Source organism: Acinetobacter sp. AS5 (assembly GCF_048957595.1).
Classification (GTDB): domain Bacteria; phylum Pseudomonadota; class Gammaproteobacteria; order Pseudomonadales; family Moraxellaceae; genus Acinetobacter.
Window position 1 is genome coordinate 42,504 of the sequence record NZ_JARDAL010000021.1, and the last position, 22,846, is coordinate 65,349.

Sequence of the window (22,846 nt, forward strand, 5' to 3'; positions counted from 1 at the left end):
TGATGCTATCTCAAGGATTGCACATTCAGGATAGTACCGTGACCCAACTGATTAATGATAAAGATCTGCATTTCCAGCTTTATGACGTATTCAAACTTGAAGCGCTGACTAAACTGCAACGCTATCAGGATCATGACAAAAATACTTTCGACAGTATTCTGGAAACGGCAAAAGGTATCGCGACTGATTATTTTGCGCCGCATAATGCCAAAGCTGATCAACAAGAACCGAACTTTGATGGCAAACAGGTCAAAACCATTGATGAAGTGAAGACAGCCTGGCAACAGTTTGCCGATGCCGGCCTGCTTTGCGCCCAGCATGATTATGCAGATGGTGGCATGCAACTGCCCACTTTGGTGAATATGGCCTGCAATGCTTATTTTATGTCGGCCAATCCGTCCACCGTGGCTTATTCTTTTCTAACGGCCGCTGCGGCGAACCTGATACAGGCTTTTGCCTCCCCAAAACAAAAGCAAATATTCCTACCGCATATGTTGAGTGGCCGCTTTGCTGGCACCATGGCCATGACAGAGCCGAATGTAGGTTCCTCTTTGGGCGATCTGACCACTAAAGCGATTCCTCAGGCAGATGGAATTTATAAAATTAAAGGCCAGAAAATGTTTATTTCGGGTGGCGATCAGGACATTAGCGAAAATATTGTGCATCTGGTCTTGGCGCGGATTCAGGATGCGCCGCAAGGCGTGAAAGGAATTTCCCTGTTTATCGTACCAAAATTCAAAACCAACGAGGATGGTTCACTCGGTGAAGCTAATGATGTACAGCTGGCTGGCTTACTGCACAAAATGGGCTATCGAGGTACTACATCTACAGTTTTAAGCTTTGGAGAAAATGATAATTGCTTAGGCTATTTAATTGGTGAACCCGGTCATGGCTTAAAATATATGTTCAAGATGATGAAGGAAGCACGTGTGGGTGTCGGTCTGGGCGCAGCCATGATTGGTTATCGTGGCTATCTGGAATCTCTGGATTATGCTAAAAACCGTCCGCAAGGCCGGCCAGTTCATGAAAAAACACCTGACTCGAAACCAGTAAATATCATTGAACATACCGATGTCAAACGCATGCTACTGGCGCAAAAGTCATATGTAGAAGGTTCGCTGGCACTTTGCTTATTTGCAGCCCGATTAATTGATGAACTTCAGGCAGCTCAAGATGAAGATAGTGCAATTCTGCTTGATCTCATTACCCCGGTGGTCAAGTCTTTCCCTTCTGCCTATGGTCCGAAAGCCAATGATCTGGCTATTCAGGTCCTGGGCGGCGCGGGTTATACTCGTGAATATCCGGTGGAGCAATGTTACCGTGATAACCGGCTCAATCCGATTCATGAAGGAACTTACGGCATTCAATCTCTGGATCTGCTGGGACGTAAACTCTGGCAGCATAATGGCAAAGGGATCAATCTACTCATGCAGCGCATCCAGAAGACCTTGTCAGAAATTCATGAACCTAAGATAGTAGAACTGGCAGAGATCTATAAACAGCATCTTGCCACTGTACAAAAAACTACTCAGGTTTTAGGTCAGACCCTACATCAAGGCAAAGTCAGTGAAGCTTTGGCCAATTCAGGACTGTATCTGGATATGATGGGCAAAACCATCCTGTCCTGGCTCTGGCTGGAAATGGCGAATCAGGCTCAACTCAAGTTTGGGACATCTTCGCAGGCAGAAGATCAGACTTTTCTGGCAGGGAAAATTCAGGCAGCTCAATATTTTATTCGCTGGGAACTCCCTGAAATTGAACACCAGGCCAAATTACTGATGCATCTGGATGATACTTGCCTGAATATGCAAGCCGACTGGTTCTAGGCAGAATTAATCAAAAAATGCGCCTGTATTAGGTAATGCCAGTCACTTACAAAATTGACTGGCATTTTCTTTTTTAAATTCATGGCTGTATTTGATATGTAGAAAAGTCATCCGCAACTGTTTGAGGCCGGACTACATTAAAAAATGATTGTTTCTGCGATAAATTTGTTAGTTGATAGGGGCTGACGAGTTTTGCGGATGAAAAATGCCTTTGGTTACTTTGGGCGAAACCAAAGTAACAAATGAGCTGCAAAATTTTGATTTAAAACAATAAAGCTCCGCTAAAAATTAAGGAGTTTATTTCTAAACTCCTTAACTGATCAGCATTATCTGTATTAGGCGCATTTTATTTTTTGAATCATCAAGCTGCGGATTCTTGCACATCAAACTTTTTAAAAAGTTTGGCACGTTTGGAAGGCAAAATGTTAGCTTTCGTCAGATCGCCCTGATAATGCTGATATACCCGCTGATCCATGATTTTGTACCATAAAGGTGGAATCAGGGCTGGAATCAACATGGTCGCATAACCGCTCGGTAATTCTGGCGCTTCATCAAAATGCCGTAGCGCCTGAAATGGCCGGCTTGGAAAGGCATGATGGTCAGAATGGCGCTGTAACTGATACAAAAACAGATTAGTCACGATATTGTTGTTATTCCAGCTATGTTCTGGCAAGGTTCGCTCATAACTGCCATCCGCTTTCTGTCCGCGTTTTAGTCCGTAGTGCTCGATATAATTCACAATTTCAAACAGGCTAACGCCATAAAATGCCTGTGTGAGTGTATAAGGAATAATTTTCTTGCCATACGCCTTTAGCATCAAGGCATGATAGCCGGCACTCATGGCCCAACCATGAAACAGCTCATTTTCCTGACTAAAGAATTTCAGTCCCTTACGCTCGAGCCGTCTTTTTTCAATCTGGATTGCAGATTTTAATCCGCCTATTACGGTACGTGGCCAGAAGCGGTAAAAAGACTCACCTATTTTCGAAGATGCCGGATCTTCAGGCGTGGCTACCCGTTTATGGTGTCCATAAGGATGTTCAATCCGGAAATGGTTATAGCCCAAAGGCATCAGGCTGGCATGAGACCAGTAATGGTCTTTTTTCTGCGGACGATGACTGAGTTCATGTGCGGTATTCACCCCCACACCATTAATCGCACCCATAGAAACTCCAAGCAGTACCTGATCCAGCAAAGACACATTTGGGCGGCTTACGACATAGCCGGCAAAGGCATTGGCTGCCATTTGCAAGGGAATAAATGCTTTTACAATGCGGTCATAATAAGGATCATTAACCAGTGCCTTGATCTGCTCATCATTTGGATTATTGGCATCATCGCCAATCAGGGCATCTAAAGTTGGAATAATCACATGCAGTAATAAAGGCCCGCCCATCGCAAAGATTTTTTGAGTGGCTTTGGGACCAAAATGATAACCGGCCAGAACTCCCATTCCGATCACAGGCAGACCTGGGCTGAGCAACCAGCCAAAACGTTTTTTATCCAGCTTTACACCTTTTAGTGCCGACGCTTCCTGCGTAAACTGCGCGTTCTGGATTTGTGCAGGGGCATTCATTGCGACCTTCCTTTTTTATGTTACTCTGCACTTATAGTTGAATATTTCAGCAGTAGCGAACAGTATTCAACGTCCAGAAAAGCTATGTCAGCGTCTTTGGCACATGCTGCCAAATTCTGGCCTATAATCACAAAGTTAAAAAATTTATAGTCAATTCAATGAAATAAAACAGAAGAATAGAGTTAGGCATGGATGCTTTAAGTAAAATTTTTGATGATATTCATCTGGAAAAATCAGAATACCTTTATCTGAATGTGTTTCATCCGGGCGGCTTTGACTATCAGCATGAACCCTTTATGCTGGCCTATATCCTGTTACAGGGACAGGCGCAATTAAAGTTCATGAATGGTGATCGGCTGGAGCTGCAACAAGGTGATCTGGTGCTATTACCCGCAGGTTCCGCCCATCATGTTTCCTGCCCAGACAACGCCGATTTTTCTGAGCACCATGCAATTAATCCTTATTTTCAGAGCCATGCACAGCAATGTGTCGATCTCAATCGGGAAAATTCAGCGGAGCATAGTTTCATACTGGCTATTCGTTCCAGCCTGGATATGCAGATGGCCAAGCCTCTTTTAAGTGCATTACCTAAATACCTGCATATTCAGCATATTTTGGGTGATACGGCGCCGGAATGGTTACAGGTTGGCTTGCAGTTCCTGGCACTGGAAACCCAGCAACTTCGTCCGGGACGTGACAAGATTCTGGATCATCTGGTCAGTATTTTACTGATTGAATGCGTGCGAGATTATATTTTAAACCTGGAAAATGCCTCGAGCTGGCTGAATGCTCTTTCACATCCGGAACTATCCAATGCACTGGCGGCGATTCATGGCAAACCTGAACAATCCTGGACTGTGGAAAGTCTGGCCGAACAATGTCATATGTCACGTTCTAAATTCGCCCAGTTGTTTACCCAGATTGTCGGTGAGCCGCCCCTTGCCTATCTGCAACAGCACCGCCTGCGTCTGGCAGCGCAATATTTGAGAAATAGTGGGTTTGGTATCCAGCAAATCGCTTATCTGGTTGGTTATTCATCCGAGACGGCGTTTAGTCAAAGTTTTAAAAAACAGTTTGAACAGACGCCGACCCAATACCGGCTGAATTGTCAGAAAAACCAGTCTTTATTACCAGACTAAAATTACTGGACTAAAGCAAGTACGGCGTTGACCGGATCTTCGCTATTGCTAGAAAGTAGCTGCTTGTGCATGGTGATATGCTGCATAACCTGAATCTGCGCTGCTTCAATATCCATTAGTTTTTCAATTTCAGCTGCCAGATTTTCCGGGGTAGCATCGGACTGGATCAGTTCTTGAATCACTTTTTTTCCGGCAATAATATTCGGTAATGAAAAATAAGGGATTTTCACCAGCAATTTGGCAATTCGATAAGTCAGCCAGTGCAGCTTATAAAAGGTCACCATCGGACGGTGCAGCAACATCGCTTCCAGCGTTGCAGTTCCCGAAGCCAAGGCAATAATATTGGATGCATTCATCACCTGACGGCCAATTTTAGATTCAGCGCTGGTATTTTCCATCAAGCGAATCTGAGCTTGTAAGCTCTCAGGATAAGTGACCAGCAAACTTTCGATTTGCTGTTTGCGCGCATCATTAATTGCCGGGATCAGAAAGGTATAATCCGAATATTTTTGGTGCAGAATATTGGCAGCATCCAGAACCAAAGGCCCTAAACGTTCAATTTCACCACGACGGCTGCCTGGCAATAAGGCAATATATTTCTGATGTGGATCCAGGCCTAATTCTGTTTGAGCATCCAGAATTGGATTTTTAAGCGGCAATTGACTGGCTAGAGGATGCCCCACAAAAGCTGCTGGCACATCCCATTGCTTGAAAAAGGCTTTTTCAAATGGAAACAAGCAGAGCACCAGATTAATACTGGCTTTAATGCCATGCACACGGCCCTGACGCCATGCCCAGACCGAAGGACTGACATATTGCACGGTTTTAATCGGTAACTGTTTTTGTTTAATGGTTTTTGACAAACGCAGGTTAAAATCAGGCGCATCAATCCCAATGAAAATATCAACCGGGTCTTTAGTCCAGGTCTCTACCAGACCATCACGCACAGCAAAAAGTTTTTTAATATCTTTTAAAACTTCGACAATCCCCATCACCGAAAGAATATCCATCGGATAATAGCTTTTAAAGCCTTCCGCGATCATTTGTGGACCACCGATACCTTCAAATTCAGCATCAATGCCTTGCTCACGAAAACGGCGAATCAATTTTGCGCCAAGCGTATCTCCAGAGACTTCACCGACCACGATTCCAATTTTAAGTTTTCGATTTAGCAAGTGGGTTTCCTCTCAAATCCGCATGGAAATTTATTGAATCGGGATTCTAACATAATCCTGTGGCTATTCCGGAAGAAGCTTAAGCATCTTCTAATTTTAAGAAACCCACCGTTTAGAATGACTTAGTCGATGAGGGAGCTTGCATAACAAGAATTAAATCGACATTTACAGCTACATTAAATTAGATAGAAACGGGTTAAATCGGGCAGTTAAAATCAATCATCATATTCGCACTTTATACATAACCCAGTAAATAAACATAAAAGATCACCTAATATTCTTCACCTAGCTTTATCTTTTTTATGCATAAGTAAATCAATAATCAAGACAACGACTTATATCCAAAAGTCATAAGATATGCTCGTTTTTTGATTTTGGCATATATGCATGTTTGGTCCGATTGAATTTATTTTAGCAGGCGTTCTAGTAGGTTTTTGTGTAGGTGTCACCGGTGTGGGTGGTGGTTCATTGATGACGCCAATTCTTATTAGCTTATTCCGGATTGAACCGCATATCGCAATTGGTACTGACCTGCTCTATGCCGCGATTTCTAAATTCTGTGGCTCGTTTGTGCATGCCAAGAAAATGAATATTGTCTGGCCGATTGTGATCTGGCTGGCCGTTGGCAGTATTCCCGCATCTTTTGCAACGCATTGGGTTCTTGATAACTATCTGAGCCAATCAACGCATTACAAGGTCGTCTTGACCATGGTATTGGGCTTTATGCTGACCATTACCGGCTTATCCATTCTGTTTCGCACCCAGATCGAAAATCTTTTTAATAAATACAGAAAACAAGAACTGCCGGATATGACGCAGGATCTGGAAAAAGTGAAGCTGCAAGCCAAAGAAAAGCGCGTAGCCATTATTATCATGGGCATTATCTTGGGCATATTTGTCACGCTCTCTTCAGTGGGTGCCGGCGCATTTGGCATCATGGCACTTGTGGTCATGTTCCCGAATCTGCCGATGATTCGTATTATTGGCTCTGACGTGGTGCATGCAGTGGTACTGACCCTGGTTGCAGGGCTGGGTCATATGTCTTCAGGCAATGTCGATTTCATGCTGCTCATGTGGTTATTGGTGGGTTCTATTCCAGCGATTATTGTCGGCACTTTACTCAGCTCACGTATGCCGGAAAAACTGATCCGCAAAATTTTAGGTATTACCCTATTTGCGCTGGGCGTGAATTTCATAATTAATCCTGTGAAATCAAAACCGGCTCAACCTGCTGAAACAGCAATGATAATTGTGAGCCAAAATTCCCCCGTCCGTTTAAGTTAACTATCCAATTCATCACTTTTTTTTCAAAGAAGTATTCATCTTTTTTATAACAAAGTGACGCATCATTCATGTTATATTCGGGCTATTAAACAACCTTTTGTATGATCGAACCAGTGACGGCAATGAATACACAACAGTCAAATCCTATTTCAGCATCAGATATTGATGACGTGAATATCCACAGCATGATTCCTCTTGTAACCCCTGCCGAGCTTAAAGCAGAGTTACCGTTGACTGAAACTGCTTATCAAACCGTGCTGCATGGTCGTGAAACGATTCGTAAAATTCTGGATGGTGAAGACAAACGCCTGTTCGTTGTAATTGGTCCTTGTTCTATTCATGATCCGGCGGCGGCGCATGAATATGCTGAACGCTTAAAAGTACTGAGCGAAAAAGTTAAAGACAGCTTATACATCGTGATGCGGGTTTATTTTGAAAAACCACGGACTACCGTAGGCTGGAAAGGCCTGATCAATGACCCAGACATGAATGATTCATTCAATATTGAAAAAGGTCTGCGTATCGGTCGCAAGCTATTACTTGAACTGAATGAAATGGGCTTGCCATGTGCCACTGAAGCACTTGATCCAAACTCGCCACAGTATTACCAAGACCTGATTTCATGGTCAGCAATTGGTGCACGTACCACAGAAAGCCAGACCCATCGTGAAATGTCTTCTGGTCTTTCTTCACCAGTCGGCTTTAAAAATGGTACTGATGGCGGTTTAACGGTCGCGACCAATGCGATGCAATCTGTGAAACATGGTCACAGCTTCCTCGGTCTGAATGATCAAGGCCAGGTGGCTGTGATTCGCACTTCAGGCAATCCTTATGCTCACGTGGTACTGCGTGGCGGTAATGGCAAGCCGAACTACGATGCAGGCTCGGTTGCCGATGCAGAAGCTGCTCTAGCCAAGGCCAAAGTCAGCACCAAGATCATGATTGATGCCAGCCACGCCAACTCTAACAAAGACCCGTACCTGCAACCACTTGTACTTAAAAACATTTCCGAACAAATTCTTGATGGAAATAAGTCAATTGTTGGTATTATGGTAGAAAGTCATCTTAAGGGTGGTCGTCAGGACATTCCTGCAAACCTGAGTGACATGGAGTACGGTCAATCCGTTACGGATGGCTGTATCGACTGGGAAACGACTGAAAAAGTCTTACTCGACATGCATGAGGCATTGAAAGACATTTTACCTAATCGTTAAATGATCTGACAAACGCCATCGCCAAGATGGCGTTTGCATTTCTAGAACAAGGAAAATTTATCTGATGAATGATATTGAAACGGCATTAAGCCAGATTGAGAATTTTCAGTTCATACACGAACATCTGTTTAGCTCCGGTCAACCGACCACTGCCCAATTACAGCTGATGAAAGAATACGGTGTATCTACTGTCATCAATGTGGCGCTGACCGATAGCGAACAGTATCTGCCGCATGAAGATAAAATTTGCCTTGAGCTGGGACTGAACTATATTCAGGTTCCGATTTCCTGGGAAACCCCTTCAGACAATCAATGCTTGCTGGTATTGGATCTAATTGATCATCTGGTAAAAGAGCAAATGGTCTGGGTACATTGTTCGCAAAACTACCATGTCAGCTGTCTGATGTACTTATATCGTCAGTACTATATGGATATGGATCTGCCTACAGCACATAAACACTTGCATCAGATCTGGGAACCAAATGAAACCTGGACCGGTTTAATGCATGCAGTTGCCCTACAGCTACAAGGCCGTAAAGCAACTCAGGAACTGGAACTTTCCTTAATTAATCCAAATTATTTTGCCTGATTTTATTTACTGTGGCTCAATAATACGGTTGCCATCGACATAATTCCTTCCTGACGACCGGTAAAACCTAACTGTTCAGTGGTGGTGGCTTTAATACTGATTTGGGTCACATCAACATTTAAGACATCTGCGATACTTTGACGCATCGCCAGATTGTATTTCGCCAGTTTTGGACGTTCACAGGCCACGGTAATATCGGCATTATTCAGGTGATAACCACGATCCAGAATTAGCTGATAAACATGCTTGAGTAATACCCGGCTATCTGCACCTTTAAACTCAGGATCTGTATCTGGGAAATGCTGGCCAATATCTCCGAGCGCCAAAGCACCCAACAAAGCATCACAGAGTGCATGCAGCACTACATCACCATCCGAATGTGCTTTCAGACCGTGAGTATGCGGAATTTGAATGCCTGCCAGAGTGACAAAATCACCTTCTTCAAATGCATGCACATCCAGACCCTGGCCAATACGAATTTGTGCGATCACCTTATACATCCTTTAGAAATAGCCCATTGAAATCTTGTACACTTGCTTTCTATTTCGCTATAGTTAGACCAAGCGTAACACAGTGAAAGTATAAGCGATCATGCTACTGAAAACTGATATAAATATGTTGAAAATAATTGGCCTGATGCTCGGTCTGGGGACGATTTCTACGGGTAGCTCAGCGATCACAATGGATTGTAGCGATGACAGCAAAAAAACGGCTGCCATGAATAAAGTCTGCTCAGCATCGCTGGCTGAATCTCGTGAAAAACTCACAGACCAATACTTTACTGCTTTTCTGATTACTGATGCACCTGTGCGTTTATTACAAGATAGCCAACAACTATGGGCGACCCGCTTACAGCAATGCAAAACGCTAGACTGTTTTAAACAGCAGTTTGAATGGCGTTTAGATGATTTAAATGTCTATATTTCACTGAATCAAAGTCTGACCCAGCATTATATTAAGTTTGAACAGGGACAAATCGCCAAGCAGCCCGTGCATCTCAAGATTCATCAACTGACCAAAGACCGGATCAAGATTGAAGGCCTGGCATATCGTAATCCAAATAACCGGACCGAGAAGCAGACCGTTCCTTTTTTAGCCTATACCACGCCTGAGACAAAAAACCAGATCACCGATAATGAAAATGACTGCCGCTATGAGTTTAACTATAGTAAAGCCATTTTAGCGGTCAGTAGCCAGCAGAAAGGCTGTGAACGCTTTACCGGTATTTATCGACTATATGATTGATTTAATTTAAAAAATATTATAATTTATCGTTATATAAAATGATATCTTTGATGTAAAAAATAGCCCGCAAGCGGGCTATCAATTTAAGCTGGATAGTATTGCGCAATTTCCTGACTAATCATCGCAGCCGTTGCAGCTGATAAAGTCCAGCCCAGATGACCATGTCCGGTATTGTAAAAGACCCGCTCATGTTTGCCACGGCGTACCACAGGCATCATATTTGGCATCATGGGGCGTAAGCCTGCCCACGGAACAACATGCTCAGTACACAGGTCAAAATTACGATTGGTCCAGTCAATTAAAGGTTGAATTCGGTCAGCACGAATATCCCGGTTATAGCCATTAAACTCGGCTGTTCCTGCAACACGCAAACGATCCTTGCCTAGGCGTGACAAGACAATTTTCGCACTTTCATCTAGCAGACTGACCCAAGGTGCGTTGTTCTGGCTCTGCTCATCATTCAGTTGCACGGTAATCGAGTAGCCTTTGACTGGATAGACATTGACTCGTTCACCAAGTATTTCAGCCAATTGATAGCTGCCAACCCCTGCACAGACCACAATGGCATCTGCATTAATTTCCAGAACATCCTCTGGAGAGGAATGGACATTTTCAGTACTAGGTTTGCATTTAACCCGAATATTCTGAGCCTGATGATCAACAACAAAAACATCTTGACCAAACTCAAATTTCACGCCTTTTTGCATACAGGCTTTGGCCAAACCGGTACTAAATTTATGAATATCCCCGGTGGCATCGCTCTGACAGTAAAATCCTGCATAATAATCGCCAGTTAATGCAGGTTCGATCTGCTTGATTTCTGCATTGGAAATGGCATTGCGCTCCAGACCACCGCTACACAACAGATCATTGACTTTGATCGCAACATCATAATCTGTCTTGTTATGATAAAAATGTAAAATTCCACGTTTTTCTAAATTGAAATCAATATTTTCTGTTTCGGCAATTTCAAATAAGCGTGCTCTTGCCAGTAAAGCCAGCCGTACAGTCTCTCGGGTATTGGCTTCATAATGTTTGATATTGCCCAGAAATTCCATGAGCCAGCTGTATTTATGCACACTGAAAGAAGGATTGAGCAAAAGTGGTGCGGTTTTTTGTGACATCCATTTGATGCCTTTGAGTACCGTGGCTTTCTGGTTCCATACTTCGGCATTACAGGCAGAAAGCTGGCCGCCATTGGCAAAGGATGTTTCCATTGCCGGATAAAGATGCCGATCAACCACAGTCACTTGATAGCCTGATTGTGCCAGCTCATAAGCTGTGGTTACTCCGGTAATACCGGCCCCAATCACCACGACATGACGCATAGACACCTCCTTGATTATATTGATGTCTTTTCCCATCTGTCATGTGTACCTGAGAGCTTCGGTAGATACATTGCACATCAATGCGGCCACCTTCCCCTTCGGTGAGTGATTGAACACTTCTCTCCAGAGTTTTTATCCATTATCACAGTCCTTTTGCCTGAGAGTTTCCTGGGAACTTGCTCCTTCGGCGAATGCAGAAGCATTTCTCTCCTGCAATAATGTTTTATTATCATGAGCAATTTATATACCATTTTTAGGAAAAACACAGTTTTTATTTATGTTAATTCACGTGAATTTATCTGTGATTCTTTTTAATTAAGAGCATACATGGGTGATGGAGGATATTGCCTAGATATCAAATTTTTAGATTTTGCTGTCCTAAGTAAAATGAGCAAGTTCTATCCTTTATAAAATTCCAGAACTTATTTAATTTTGGCGCTTAAATAGAACTCAACATTTGCTTAGGCTATTTTAATAATTCAAAGTATATGTCATCCAAAGCAAAATTTAGACTTTTATCATTTATTCTAGAATTTTAGATAATCCAAGAAAGCATCAGTACTAAGCTTCCTGCTGCGACCACTGTTTGTACACTGATAATACTAGCCATTAACTCACTATCGCCACCATACACCCGGGTTAAGACATACGAAGCTGAGGCGGTAGGAAGTGCAAAGAACAAGACCAATACCTGAGTAGTTAATGCATCAATCTGGAAAATTTTACACACTAAAAATGCAATCAGCGGCATTCCGAACAGGCGACCAAAGGTTATCAGGCTGAGTGGCAATACATCACGCTGAAAACCCTGAAACTGTAAGGCTGCTCCCACACACATCAAACCGAGCGGCAAACTGCACAGTGCAATCTGTTTAAGGAACTGCTCTGTTCCAGTCCAGAGTGACAAACCGGAAAGATTAAATAAACCACCCACTATACAGCCTAAAATTAATGGATTTTTAGACAAATCCAGGACGATTTTTTTCAGCTGCATATCGTGGCTACGGGTAAATACCAGCACTGACAAGATATTCACCAAAGGAATACACAGCACCATGATCACAGCGAAAATAGTCATACCCTGCTGCTGAAATAAGGCGCTGACAGCAGCAAGGCCAATATAGGTATTAAAGCGCAGTAAACCTTGAACATAGACGCCGAAACGCGCATAGGAAATTCGGTAAATTTGGCGCAAGATATACAGCGCAATACTGACCACAGCCATGATGCTAAATACGACCAGTACTACATCCTGAATGACATTCATTTGAATCTTGGCAGTGGCCAGATTTAAAAACAGCATTACCGGAAACAATGCATAATAATTTAACTTTTCTGCGCCTCGCCAAAAATCATCACTCAACCATTGCCTGCGCTTAAGTAAATAGCCAAAGCTGATCAGTCCGATGAGAGGAAATAAAGAAGTTAAAATAATATGCAGCATGTGACATCCTGGTCTGTTTTCTGCCTAATCTTAAGCCGCTTAGACTGAACAGAAAACTTAGCATATTGATGAGCTTTTTCACCACTCAATTTAAGTAGCAAAAAGCTTGAATTTTCACCAGCTAATCATATTGATCTGATGATTTTTTCTAAAATCAGTAAATGTAACGGAATCAAAGGTTCTCCGAGCTTTTGACCCAGTGGATATGCTTCAATCTTTTCAGTCAGCTGATAGCCATGGCGCTGATAATATGCCAACAGTTCAGTACGAACATTTAATACTGACATCTGAATCACTTTCTTCTTAAATATTTCGAAAATATGGGATTCGGCAAAGTCCAATAATTGCTTGCCATAACCCGAGTTTTGCTCAGCAGGTGCAACAGCAAAGCTTCCAATCTCTGCTACTTGCTGCCCTAAGCTCACGCCAATACAACCAAGAAGCTTATTTTCATTTTCCAACACAAACAGCTGAAAATCTGCTGAATTGAGCAATTCATATAACTGTTGTTCTTGAATACGATCACCCTGGATCATTCCTTCTTCTGTGGTCCATCCACCCCGAGTACGATAAGCTGTATTAATTAGTATGGTAAGTTGCTGAATATCAGCTTTGCTTGCCAATCGTATATTTTTATAGTGATTCATTTTATAAATAAAAAAAGTCAGACCGGAGTCTGACTTTAAAACAATTTCACTTTAAAGTTAAAGCAAATTATTTAGGTTCAATCGGTGCAAATGGCGCAACTACATCGGCATTTTGCGCACGGTGACGCATGAAATGATCCATGAGTACTATCGCCAGCATCGCTTCAGCAATCGGGGTTGCACGCACACCCACACAAGGATCATGACGGCCTTTGGTCAACACATCAGTATCTTCACGCTCAATATTGATGGTTTTACCCGGCGTGGTGATAGATGCAGTCGGCTTCAACGCAATCGCAACACGAATGTCCTGACCGCTAGAAATACCGCCTAGAATACCGCCAGCATGATTGGCCAGGAAGCCTTCTGTGGTGAGTTCATCACGGCTTTCATGACCAAACTGTTCAGCAACGCCAAAACCATCACCGATTTCTACACCTTTAACGGCATTAATCGACATCATGGCATGCGCAATATCAGCATCCAGACGATCAAAGACTGGCTCGCCCCAACCGACTGGCACTTTAGATGCAATGATCTCCAGTTTAGCGCCACAACTGGTACCTTGCTCACGCAAAGACGTCACTAGCGCTTCAAAACGCGGTACTGCATCCACATCGCCACAGAAAAACGGATTGTTTGGAACTTCGTTCCAGTCCAGTTTCTCTGCTTTTTCAGTACCAATCTGGGTTACATGACCACGAATCTCAATGCCAAATTTCTCAAAAAGGAATTTCTTGGCAATTGCCCCCGCTGCAACACGCATTGCGGTTTCACGCGCACTTGAACGGCCGCCACCACGATAATCACGGAAACCATACTTTTGGGTATAGGTATAGTCAGCATGACCCGGGCGGAATGTCTGCGCGATATTGCCGTAGTCTTTCGATTTTTGATCCGTATTACGAATTAACAAACCAATTGAAGTACCGGTGGTTTTACCCTCAAACACACCGGAAATAATTTCTACTTCATCGGGTTCTTTACGCTGGGTTGCAAATTTCGATGTACCGGGCTTACGGCGGTCCAGATCCTTTTGCAAATCAGCTTCAGTCAGCTCAATACCGGGTGGAACCCCATCGATGATGGCCATCAAGCCAACACCGTGAGATTCACCACAAGTCGTTACACGGAACAGTTGCCCTATACTATTACCTGCCATGTCAAACGACTCCTTATGCTTGAATAGACTGAATAAATAAATCGCGGTAAGTACGGCATTGCTCTGCAGTCAATGCAAAGATACCTGTACCACCTTTCTGGAATTGTAACCAGTAGAAATCAACCGAATTAAAGTTTTGGCGCATTGCCCATTCTGAGTTACCCACTTCAATCACGATCAGGCCATTCTCAGTCAGATAATCTGCAGCTTGAGCCAGCATTTTACGCACCAGATCCAGACCGTCCTGACCTGCAGCAAGTGCAAGCTCAGGCTCATGATGAAATTCTTCAGGTAAATCCGCCATATCTTCCGCATCGACATACGGCGGATTAGATACGATCAAATCGTATTGGTTTTCAGCCGGAATTTTTTCGAACAAATCCGATTCAAGCAATGCCATCTGATATTGCTTGTCATGATGCTCAGTATTGATTTGCGCAACTTCCAAGGCTTCTTTGGAAATATCGGTGGCATCCACTTCCGCTTCAGGGAATGCATAAGCCAAGGCAATCGCGATACAGCCAGAACCGGTACACATATCTAGAATGCGTTGAGGTGTTTTTGGATTCGGGTTTTCCGGCAAGTTGTTGACTGCCTCACCCATTTGACCATGTTCACCCAGGAAATACGGGGCAAAACGGTTCTGAATCAGTTCAGCAATCGGTGAACGTGGAATCAGCACGCGTTCATCAACGTAGTAAGGTTTGCCGTCAAAATAAGCCAGGTTCAATAAATATGAGGTTGGAACTTTTTCATTAATACGGCGTTCCAGCAGACTTAAAAATTCAGCTTTTTCACTTGGCAATAATTTGGCATCTAAAATTTCAGCGTCCGCTTTCCACTCTAGTGACAGGGTTTGCAGCACTAGCGCTGAACTTTCAGCAAAATAATCTTCTGTGCCTTGGCCCAAATGTGCATCGTATTGACGTAATGCTGTCACACCAAAACGAATAAAATCACGAATGGTGGTTAAATTTTCAGCGGCTTCCTGCATATGTTCAGGGCTAATAGTCGGTCGATCCACTTAAGGCGTCTCCAAGGTCATTTTTTTAAACGCCTTATGATACCTTGTTTTGCCTGCTTTTATAATGCTAAAAGTATGAAAAACACGAATTCTCTACGCCTACAAAAATTATAAAACTCCTGTTTTTGTGAGTGATTATGCAGATAAATGTTTACTTTATTCAGAGGTATTTCTGTTAAATTTGCATGCTAATGCTATGATGACTTATCGGAACCCGGACGCATAAGAGCGGGATTGATAAAGATTGGCCTGATCCATGATCAAAGCCAGCATACATTGACCCTGTTGCTGCTTGGCATATTTTCCTGACATTCTAAAGTTACATTGCTGGGACAGTTTACGCTCCCACAATACATGCTGACTGCGGATAACTGCAGTCTGATTCGGATTCAATTTAAAATAAGTTTTATAGTTTTTCTTCAAACGTTTATTATGAACTTTCAGCTCTTTTTCCAAGCATTTTTCAGCTTTGGGTGTATTACCATAACTAAAATTCATGCACTGTGTATATTCCTTAGAATACCCAACAGCAGCTTGTGTCTGAACCGAAGTACCCGCAAAAATTGCAACTAAAAACCATGCAAGACGCATAACTTCCCCTTGACCGAAACCGGTACAATCCCAATAAATGTTTAACAATCAATATTGTTTAAATTATCCACTGATATTAACGCAGTCCGGACAAAAATCCTATGCCTTTCTCGGAATGAAAGATTAAAACAGTTGCACAATTGAAAATTGGACCATGACCCACATATAATCCGCATTCAATCTTCAAATGAGCCCAGATCTATGAGCTATAAGCACAATAATCTTATGGCGATGCGCCAGAATTACTGGAATGATAAAGCCTCCAGTCAGGTGCAGCAAGAAAAGGTATTTTTGCAGTCGACCTTAGTGCAACATGGCGTATTCACCGATGCGACATTGGACGATGCTAAATATCTGTTTTTTGGCTTGCCAAGTATTGTGATTGTAAAAGGCTATGCTTTAGGCTTCATGTATGACAGCGTACAGCGCCTGATTCATCAACATATTCAAACAAATAAACAACAGTTACAACAACGATCTGAATTAAAAATCCAATTTCAAATGGCATAATGCCCTGTCTAAACTGATACAGGTTGGTGAATTAATGAAAGCTTGCCTAGTTTTTACTATGAATTCAGCGGCTTAAACTTTTTTAATACGTGCAGAAACGCTACTATCCCTTACAATGATTTATTCTGCTTCATGCTGATGATGAAAGGATCGAGTTTACATGTCAGATCAGAACGATAAGCTTAAACAACTGAAAACCTCCTCTATGGATCGACGCTTATCGATCGCAAAGGCATCCTTGCTGGCAGGTACGCGTTGGGCGGCTTCTAGTGCAAGCTCCATGTTCTCAAGCGAAGAAGAAAAAGAAAAGAAACGTAAAAAAGCTATGAAAGAACAGGCCGATTATCTGGTAGCAGAAATTGGCAAGCTGAAAGGGTCTATCGTTAAAATTGGCCAGATGATGGCGCTATATGGTGAGCATTTTCTGCCAGAAGAAGTCACTCAGGCTCTCAATACCCTAAACAATCAGACGGTAGCATTGGCATGGCCAGCCATTAAAACTCAGTTACAACAACAACTCGGTTCAAAACTCGACGATCTCACCATTGATCATGAACCTTTGGGCACAGCTTCTTTGGCACAGGTACATCGCGCTACTCGAAAATGTGATGGCATGGAATTAGTGTTAAAAATTCAGTATCCGGGTGTGGCAGAAGCGATTGATTCCGATATGAGCCTGTTTAAAAACATGCTGAAATTGACTCGCATCGTGCCTCAGACCCGCGAATTCGACCAATGGTTCGATGAAGTCCGTGAGATGATGCACCGTGAAGTAAATTATCAGATTGAAGCAGATACCACGCGGCGTTTTGCTGCACGTTTAAAAGATGATCCGCGCTATATCGTCCCGACCATTATTGATGAGTACTGCTCTGATCGCGTGCTGTGCATGACCTTTGAACGTGGTGTGCCAATTAATAGCCCTGTGATGCTCTCCTTACCGCAAGAACGCCGCAACCAGTTAGGTGAGGCCTCTCTGGAAATTGCCGTGCGTGAGATTTTCGAATGGGGCGAGATGCAAACCGATCCGAACTTTGGTAATTATCTGGTTCGGCTGGGCAATGGCGCAGATGTGCATGACAAAATCATTCTGCTCGACTTTGGCGCGATCCGTCAGTTTGACCAGCATCTGCTCAGTGTTGCACGTAATCTGATTCAAGCAGGCTATCATCATGACTCGGATATGATGGTCAAAGCGATGACTGGTTATGAATTTTTTGATTCGATTCCACAAAGCATCAAACCGGATATGGCCAAAGTCTTTTTACTGGCCACCGAAGCGTTTAGTTCACCGCTAAATAATCAAGAATTGCCAGCTGGCATCATGGATGAACATAATCGCTATGACTGGAAAAAAAGCCAGCTGCATAGCCGTGTGATGCAACAGGCATCGAGATCAATGGCTTCACGTTATTTTAGTGTTCCACCCAAAGAATTTATGTTTATTAGCCGTAAATTTATCGGGGCCTATACCTTTATGACCGTGATTGATGCCAAAACCAATGTACGTGCCATGATTAAACATCATCTCTCTTAAAATAAAACCTGCATCAAAAAGACCCGAATGATTTGTCATTCGGGTCAATTTATATACACATTCGATTTTTTATATTTTTATCTTTATTTTAGTTTTCATTGATTTACCCTTCCCTTTCTTTAATCCAAAAAACCTAAAAATTGTCAATCATTCATGTCAGGGATGACATAGTTTTATCTCTGAGTGCATGTCAGTATTAAAAAAAATAACGTGACAACACCTTTAGGATAATCAGAATGAATAATATGGTGAATAAAGCCCAAGGATTTGGCTTGTCCATACTGACCAAAATCGCGGGTAGCGAAGTATTAGACCAATTAAAGCTACGTAAATTTGTAGAAAAATCGCTTTATCAAAGTTCAAAAGCCGGATTCAAAACCCTGAGTCAAACCCAGAAAATCCTGAAATCTGGCCAGAAGATTGAAAAACAGCGTTTGCCCCATCAGTCCAAATCCTTATTTGATCTGAACCTGACTGAAGAACAGCAAATGACCTGTGATGCCATGCAGCAATTTGCCCAAGAGGTGCTGTATCCCTTGGCGCATGATGCAGATCAGCATGAATTATTTCCCCATGAACTCTGGCAATACAGCACTGATTTAGGTTTGAATTTCTATGCCCTGCCTGAAGCATTGGGGGGCGTTGCATCGGAACAGAATATAGTTAGCAATATTTTAATCGCTCAACATTTGGCTCAGGGTGATTTCAGTCTGACGGCTGGCTTACTTTCGACTTTTAGTGTCATTAATGCCATTACCCGCTGGGGCTCAGAGCAGATTCAGTCAGAATATCTGGGCGCTTTCGCAGAAAATCCTGAGTTAAAGGCCACCTTTGCAGTGCAGGAAGAAACAGCAGCGTTTAACCCGGAGCAACTTAGAACCAAGGCTGTTGCACATCAGGGACATTATCTGATTCGAGGTCAAAAGACCTTGGTGCTCTTGGGAGAAAGTGCCGATCTATACCTGGTCAGTGCTAATCTAGATGGCAGAGCTGAGGTCTTTGTGGTGCAACGCGACAGTACCGTCACTGCGAAAAAATCGCCGGCTATGGGATTAAAAGCTACTGAAACCGTTACGCTCAAATTTGAAAATACTCCGGCATATCGTCTGGGTGATGAAGATTTTGATTATCGTACATTCGTAGATTTGGGCAATTTAATGTGGTGTGCGATGGCGGTGGGCACCTGTGAAGCAGTAAAAAAATACTGCGTTCAGTATGCCAATGAACGTATTGCTTTCGGTGAACCTATTTCACATCGTCAGAGTGTCGCCTTTATGATTGCCGATATGGCCATTGAAATTGATGCAATGCGAATGCTGATCCTGAATGCCGCGAGTCTGGCTGAATCTGGTCAAACTTTTCATCGTGAAGCCTATTTGGCACGCTTACTCTGTGCAGAAAAATCCATGAAAATAGGCACCGATGGTGTACAGATTTTGGGTGGTCATGGTTTCACCAAAGAACATCCGGTCGAACGCTGGTATAGAGATCTTAGATCTACTGCCATTCTCCATTCTGGCTTGCATGCCTGATCAGAACATAAAGAAGAACAATGATGAATCTACAAACTCCAAAAAAATTTAAGCTTTTGATTGATCAAGCACATGAAGTTGCCCTCAATGTTTTGCGTCCGATTTCACGTAAATATGACAAGGCTGAACATGCTTATCCGATAGAACTAGACATGCTCGCTTCTGTGGTCGACGGTATGAATCATGGTAGCGAAGGCATGAATGCTGGTGCAGCAGTCAATAAACGTGGCGATGCAGATACGACTAATAAAAATGGCATTAATATGTCTACCGCCCTGAGTATTATTGAAATGTGTTATGGCGATACTGGCTTATTACTCTCGATGCCACGCCAAGGATTAGGAAATTCAGCCATTGCAGCTGTTGCCAACGAGGAGCAATTGCACCGTTTTCATGGAACTTGGGCAGCCATGGCGATTACCGAGCCAGGTTGTGGTTCAGATTCCGCTGCGATTCGTACCACTGCGACCAAAGACGGTGATGACTATATTCTGAATGGCGAGAAAATTTTTGTAACATCCGGAGAACGTGCTGATGCAGTGGTCGTTTGGGCAACTTTGGATAAAAAACTGGGACGATCGGCAATTAAATCATTTGTGGTGACCAAAGGTACTCCAGGAATGAAGGTTGAACGACTGGAACATAAATTAGGGATTAAATCATCCGATACTGCCACGATTAGCTTTATCAACTGTCGAGTACCTGCAGCAAACTTGCTCGGTCATGCAGAAATCGATGTTGCTAAAGGCTTTGCTGGCGTAATGGAAACCTTTGATAATACTCGCCCGCTGGTTGCAGCCATGGCGATTGGTTGTGCGAAAGCCTCGCTGGAACGCATCAAGGAGATTTTTAAGGATCAACTGGACTCTACTTATGCCACACCGTATTTACAAAGCTCTAATATCGCAGCACAAATCTATCGTATGGAAGCTGAATGGGAAGCATCACGCTTGCTGATGCTGAAAGCCGCCTGGATGGCCGATAATCACAAACCAAATTCACGTGAAGCATCTATTGCCAAAGCCAAGGCCGGTCGGATCGGTAATGAAATTACCTTAAAATGTGTCGAACTTGCGGCAGCCACTGGTTATAACGAAACTGAACTTTTGGAAAAATGGGCGCGTGATTCCAAGATTTTGGATATCTTTGAAGGCACCCAGCAAATTCAGCAACTCATTATTGCCCGTCGGGAGTTGGGAAAATCATCAAGCGAATTAAAATAGTGATTGCTCATCAAATAGTGAATTAAACTTATCTAAATTGAATAAACGATGGCTTTTTTAAGGATTTAAGGTTATAAAAATTCATCGTTTTTTCAAAATAAAATCAGTTCTATATGTACTCTATTCGTCCTATTCAGCCTGAAGATAATGCCCAAATTGCAAGCATTATTCGTCGTGTTTCCCAAGAGTTTGGGCTGGCAGCAGAATCTGGTTTCGCAGTAGGCGATTCTATTCTAGATGAACTGTATCAAGTTTATCAGCAACCGAAATCAGCTTACTGGGTTGTTGTGGATCAACAAAATAAAATTTACGGTGGTGGTGGAATTGCGCCATTAAAAGGTGATGCAACTATTTTAGAAATTCAGAAAATGTACTTTTTACCTGAAATTCGTCAGCAAGGTTTTGCCAAGAAAATTTTAGAATTATCCTGTGAATTTGCACAGACTCATCAGATTAATTCAGTCTATCTAGAAACAACTAAAGCGCTTTGGCAAGCGGTGAAACTCTATGAAAAATTAGGTTTTCAGCATCTTGATTATCCTGAAGGCAATACCGGACATAGTGATGCCTGTGAAATCTGGATGCTAAAAACCCTTTCAATTTAGAGATTTTTTAGTAGATAGATAAAATTTGTATAGTAATAAAGTGCTTTCATCAGCAGCAAGCTTGACTCTTGTATATAGGCTGCCTAACATCGAAATACGTTTATTCAGGCATGGAATCCACAGTTTGTTTTTTTCTTATTTATTCAATCCAATTAAATCTAAACGTTCACTATTTCATTCTCATTCTTTTAAATTTTCTTCTATTTTATTGAGCACTTTTCTTTTTGCGGGTTGCTCATCCTTGGGCGGAGGCTCGATAGAAAAACGCGCAGCTAAGCTGTCTAAAGGCATTCAAACTGCTTATTCCACCTCATCCAGTACAGCTAATCGTGTTTCACCTTTAATTGTTCAACATGCACAAAATCAGGGTGTAGATCCGCTTCTGGTGGCGGCTGTGATTCGTCAGGAATCTACTTATCGTAGCCAAGCAACTTCGCCAGCAGGTGCAGTAGGCTTGATGCAAGTGATTCCGAGATACTGGCAACAAACTTGCCCAGGTGATTTATACAATGAAAGCAGTAATATTCAATGTGGGACTTATATTCTTTCTAAATATAATCAATCATCCGGTGACTGGCAGAAAGCGCTTGCCTATTATAATGTAGGTCCATCGGGTTATGAAAATAATCGTAAAATGCGTAAACAAGGTAAACGTTATGCCAAACAAGTAAAACAGCATAAAAAAATGCTAAAAGACTCTCTCTAATGACTGAATAAAGAGAATCAATTTAATCATACTTAGGCTATTTTATTTAAACTTCTGATAAATGGTAATTATTAGATAGTGCTTGTTGAAATTGCTGCTATGAAAGCTTATTTGGGAAGTATTAATTACAGTTATAATGCGCGTGTTTGGCTAAAATGGTCTGCAATAAAAAAACCAGCGATTCGCTGGTTTTTTTATTTGCCAAGATTTGCAAGATCAACTTATAAACTCTTTTAGAGCACGCCTTAGAAAGATCCCAATAGGTCAAACAAATTGACAGGACTCATCTGCTTCAGAAGAATCTGATCAGCTTTGAGATATAAATATGTTTTGAGAAGCTCTAGTAGCTTCAATATTGCTTATCTAAAACCCCACGCATAAAAAAATCCCCCTCTGCCTTGGCGGAGGGGGATTTTGAATAATGAGCTGGCGATGACTTACTCTCACATGGGTAACCCCACACTACCATCAGCGCTAAGAGGTTTCACT

At 42.5% G+C, this 22,846-nt stretch carries 21 protein-coding genes and 1 riboswitch; of the genes, 12 read left to right on the plus strand and 9 right to left on the minus strand.

Annotated elements, in window-relative coordinates:
* The first annotated feature begins 2 nt into the window (after nucleotides 1–2).
* Nucleotides 3–1,826, plus strand: coding sequence for an acyl-CoA dehydrogenase (locus tag PV763_RS08440; protein ID WP_420937654.1), 1,824 nt, complete (start codon nucleotides 3–5; stop codon nucleotides 1,824–1,826).
* A 361-nt stretch (nucleotides 1,827–2,187) separates the two neighbouring features.
* On the opposite strand, the gene PV763_RS08445 is transcribed toward PV763_RS08440, so the two are convergent.
* On the minus strand, nucleotides 2,188–3,402 hold the full coding sequence (locus PV763_RS08445; RefSeq protein ID WP_420937655.1) for an alkane 1-monooxygenase: 1,215 nt from the start codon (nucleotides 3,400–3,402) through the stop codon (nucleotides 2,188–2,190).
* Between the two features lie 188 nt (nucleotides 3,403–3,590).
* Between PV763_RS08445 and PV763_RS08450 the strand changes: the two genes are divergently transcribed.
* On the plus strand, nucleotides 3,591–4,541 hold the full coding sequence (locus tag PV763_RS08450) for an AraC family transcriptional regulator (protein ID WP_420937656.1): 951 nt from the start codon (nucleotides 3,591–3,593) through the stop codon (nucleotides 4,539–4,541).
* Nucleotides 4,542–4,543: 2 nt separating this feature from the next.
* On the opposite strand, the gene lpxB is transcribed toward PV763_RS08450, so the two are convergent.
* A complete protein-coding gene (gene lpxB / locus PV763_RS08455; protein ID WP_420937657.1) occupies nucleotides 4,544–5,716 on the minus strand; it encodes a lipid-A-disaccharide synthase in 1,173 nt (390 codons plus the stop codon).
* Between the two features lie 387 nt (nucleotides 5,717–6,103).
* On the opposite strand from lpxB, the gene PV763_RS08460 reads away from it, so the two are divergent.
* The 3 genes from PV763_RS08460 (at nucleotide 6,104) to PV763_RS08470 (ending at nucleotide 8,803) form a co-directional block, all read left to right on the plus strand.
* Nucleotides 6,104–7,000 (plus strand): sulfite exporter TauE/SafE family protein, encoded by an 897-nt coding sequence (locus PV763_RS08460; protein WP_420937658.1) that lies wholly within the window; start codon nucleotides 6,104–6,106, stop codon nucleotides 6,998–7,000.
* Nucleotides 7,001–7,122: 122 nt separating this feature from the next.
* On the plus strand, nucleotides 7,123–8,214 hold the full coding sequence (locus PV763_RS08465) for a 3-deoxy-7-phosphoheptulonate synthase (protein ID WP_420937659.1): 1,092 nt from the start codon (nucleotides 7,123–7,125) through the stop codon (nucleotides 8,212–8,214).
* 64 nt (nucleotides 8,215–8,278) lie between these two features.
* A complete protein-coding gene (locus PV763_RS08470) occupies nucleotides 8,279–8,803 on the plus strand; it encodes a protein tyrosine phosphatase family protein (protein ID WP_420937660.1) in 525 nt (174 codons plus the stop codon).
* 2 nt (nucleotides 8,804–8,805) lie between these two features.
* Here PV763_RS08470 and ispF read toward each other — a convergent pair whose 3' ends face one another.
* On the minus strand, nucleotides 8,806–9,294 hold the full coding sequence (gene ispF, locus PV763_RS08475) for a 2-C-methyl-D-erythritol 2,4-cyclodiphosphate synthase (protein ID WP_420937661.1): 489 nt from the start codon (nucleotides 9,292–9,294) through the stop codon (nucleotides 8,806–8,808).
* A gap of 100 nt (nucleotides 9,295–9,394) precedes the next feature.
* On the opposite strand from ispF, the gene PV763_RS08480 reads away from it, so the two are divergent.
* On the plus strand, nucleotides 9,395–10,048 hold the full coding sequence (locus PV763_RS08480) for an A1S_1983 family putative colistin resistance protein (RefSeq protein WP_005266266.1): 654 nt from the start codon (nucleotides 9,395–9,397) through the stop codon (nucleotides 10,046–10,048).
* Between the two features lie 83 nt (nucleotides 10,049–10,131).
* On the opposite strand, the gene PV763_RS08485 is transcribed toward PV763_RS08480, so the two are convergent.
* The 6 genes from PV763_RS08485 to PV763_RS08510 form a co-directional block, all read right to left on the minus strand.
* A complete protein-coding gene (locus tag PV763_RS08485) occupies nucleotides 10,132–11,376 on the minus strand; it encodes a D-amino acid dehydrogenase (RefSeq protein ID WP_005266264.1) in 1,245 nt (414 codons plus the stop codon).
* Nucleotides 11,377–11,511: 135 nt separating this feature from the next.
* A riboswitch (glycine riboswitch) is annotated at nucleotides 11,512–11,599 on the minus strand.
* A gap of 312 nt (nucleotides 11,600–11,911) precedes the next feature.
* Entirely contained in the window at nucleotides 11,912–12,820 is a 909-nt protein-coding gene (locus tag PV763_RS08490) for an AEC family transporter (protein ID WP_420937662.1), read from the minus strand.
* A gap of 125 nt (nucleotides 12,821–12,945) precedes the next feature.
* Nucleotides 12,946–13,467, minus strand: a complete 522-nt coding sequence (locus PV763_RS08495; protein WP_420937663.1) for a GNAT family N-acetyltransferase — start codon at nucleotides 13,465–13,467, stop codon at nucleotides 12,946–12,948.
* Between the two features lie 67 nt (nucleotides 13,468–13,534).
* Complete coding sequence (gene aroC / locus PV763_RS08500; RefSeq protein WP_004280471.1) at nucleotides 13,535–14,629, minus strand: chorismate synthase; 1,095 nt, start codon at nucleotides 14,627–14,629, stop codon at nucleotides 13,535–13,537.
* 13 nt (nucleotides 14,630–14,642) lie between these two features.
* A complete protein-coding gene (gene prmB / locus PV763_RS08505) occupies nucleotides 14,643–15,653 on the minus strand; it encodes a 50S ribosomal protein L3 N(5)-glutamine methyltransferase (RefSeq protein WP_374952736.1) in 1,011 nt (336 codons plus the stop codon).
* Nucleotides 15,654–15,857: 204 nt separating this feature from the next.
* Entirely contained in the window at nucleotides 15,858–16,244 is a 387-nt protein-coding gene (locus tag PV763_RS08510) for a hypothetical protein (protein WP_039902247.1), read from the minus strand.
* A gap of 201 nt (nucleotides 16,245–16,445) precedes the next feature.
* Here PV763_RS08510 and PV763_RS08515 point away from each other — a divergent pair, with 201 nt between their 5' ends.
* From PV763_RS08515 to PV763_RS08540, 6 genes are all read left to right on the plus strand, one after another.
* Nucleotides 16,446–16,754 (plus strand): hypothetical protein, encoded by a 309-nt coding sequence (locus tag PV763_RS08515; protein WP_420937664.1) that lies wholly within the window; start codon nucleotides 16,446–16,448, stop codon nucleotides 16,752–16,754.
* Nucleotides 16,755–16,914: 160 nt separating this feature from the next.
* A complete protein-coding gene (locus PV763_RS08520) occupies nucleotides 16,915–18,291 on the plus strand; it encodes an ABC1 kinase family protein (RefSeq protein WP_420937665.1) in 1,377 nt (458 codons plus the stop codon).
* Nucleotides 18,292–18,536: 245 nt separating this feature from the next.
* Complete coding sequence (locus PV763_RS08525; protein ID WP_420937666.1) at nucleotides 18,537–19,823, plus strand: acyl-CoA dehydrogenase family protein; 1,287 nt, start codon at nucleotides 18,537–18,539, stop codon at nucleotides 19,821–19,823.
* Between the two features lie 23 nt (nucleotides 19,824–19,846).
* The gene (locus PV763_RS08530) at nucleotides 19,847–21,046 is read left to right on the plus strand and encodes an acyl-CoA dehydrogenase family protein (RefSeq protein ID WP_420937667.1); all 1,200 of its coding nucleotides are present in this window, start codon (nucleotides 19,847–19,849) and stop codon (nucleotides 21,044–21,046) included.
* 113 nt (nucleotides 21,047–21,159) lie between these two features.
* Nucleotides 21,160–21,651, plus strand: coding sequence for a GNAT family N-acetyltransferase (locus PV763_RS08535; protein WP_005246123.1), 492 nt, complete (start codon nucleotides 21,160–21,162; stop codon nucleotides 21,649–21,651).
* A 124-nt stretch (nucleotides 21,652–21,775) separates the two neighbouring features.
* Entirely contained in the window at nucleotides 21,776–22,357 is a 582-nt protein-coding gene (locus PV763_RS08540) for a lytic transglycosylase domain-containing protein (RefSeq protein WP_420937668.1), read from the plus strand.
* Nucleotides 22,358–22,846 lie beyond the last annotated feature (489 nt).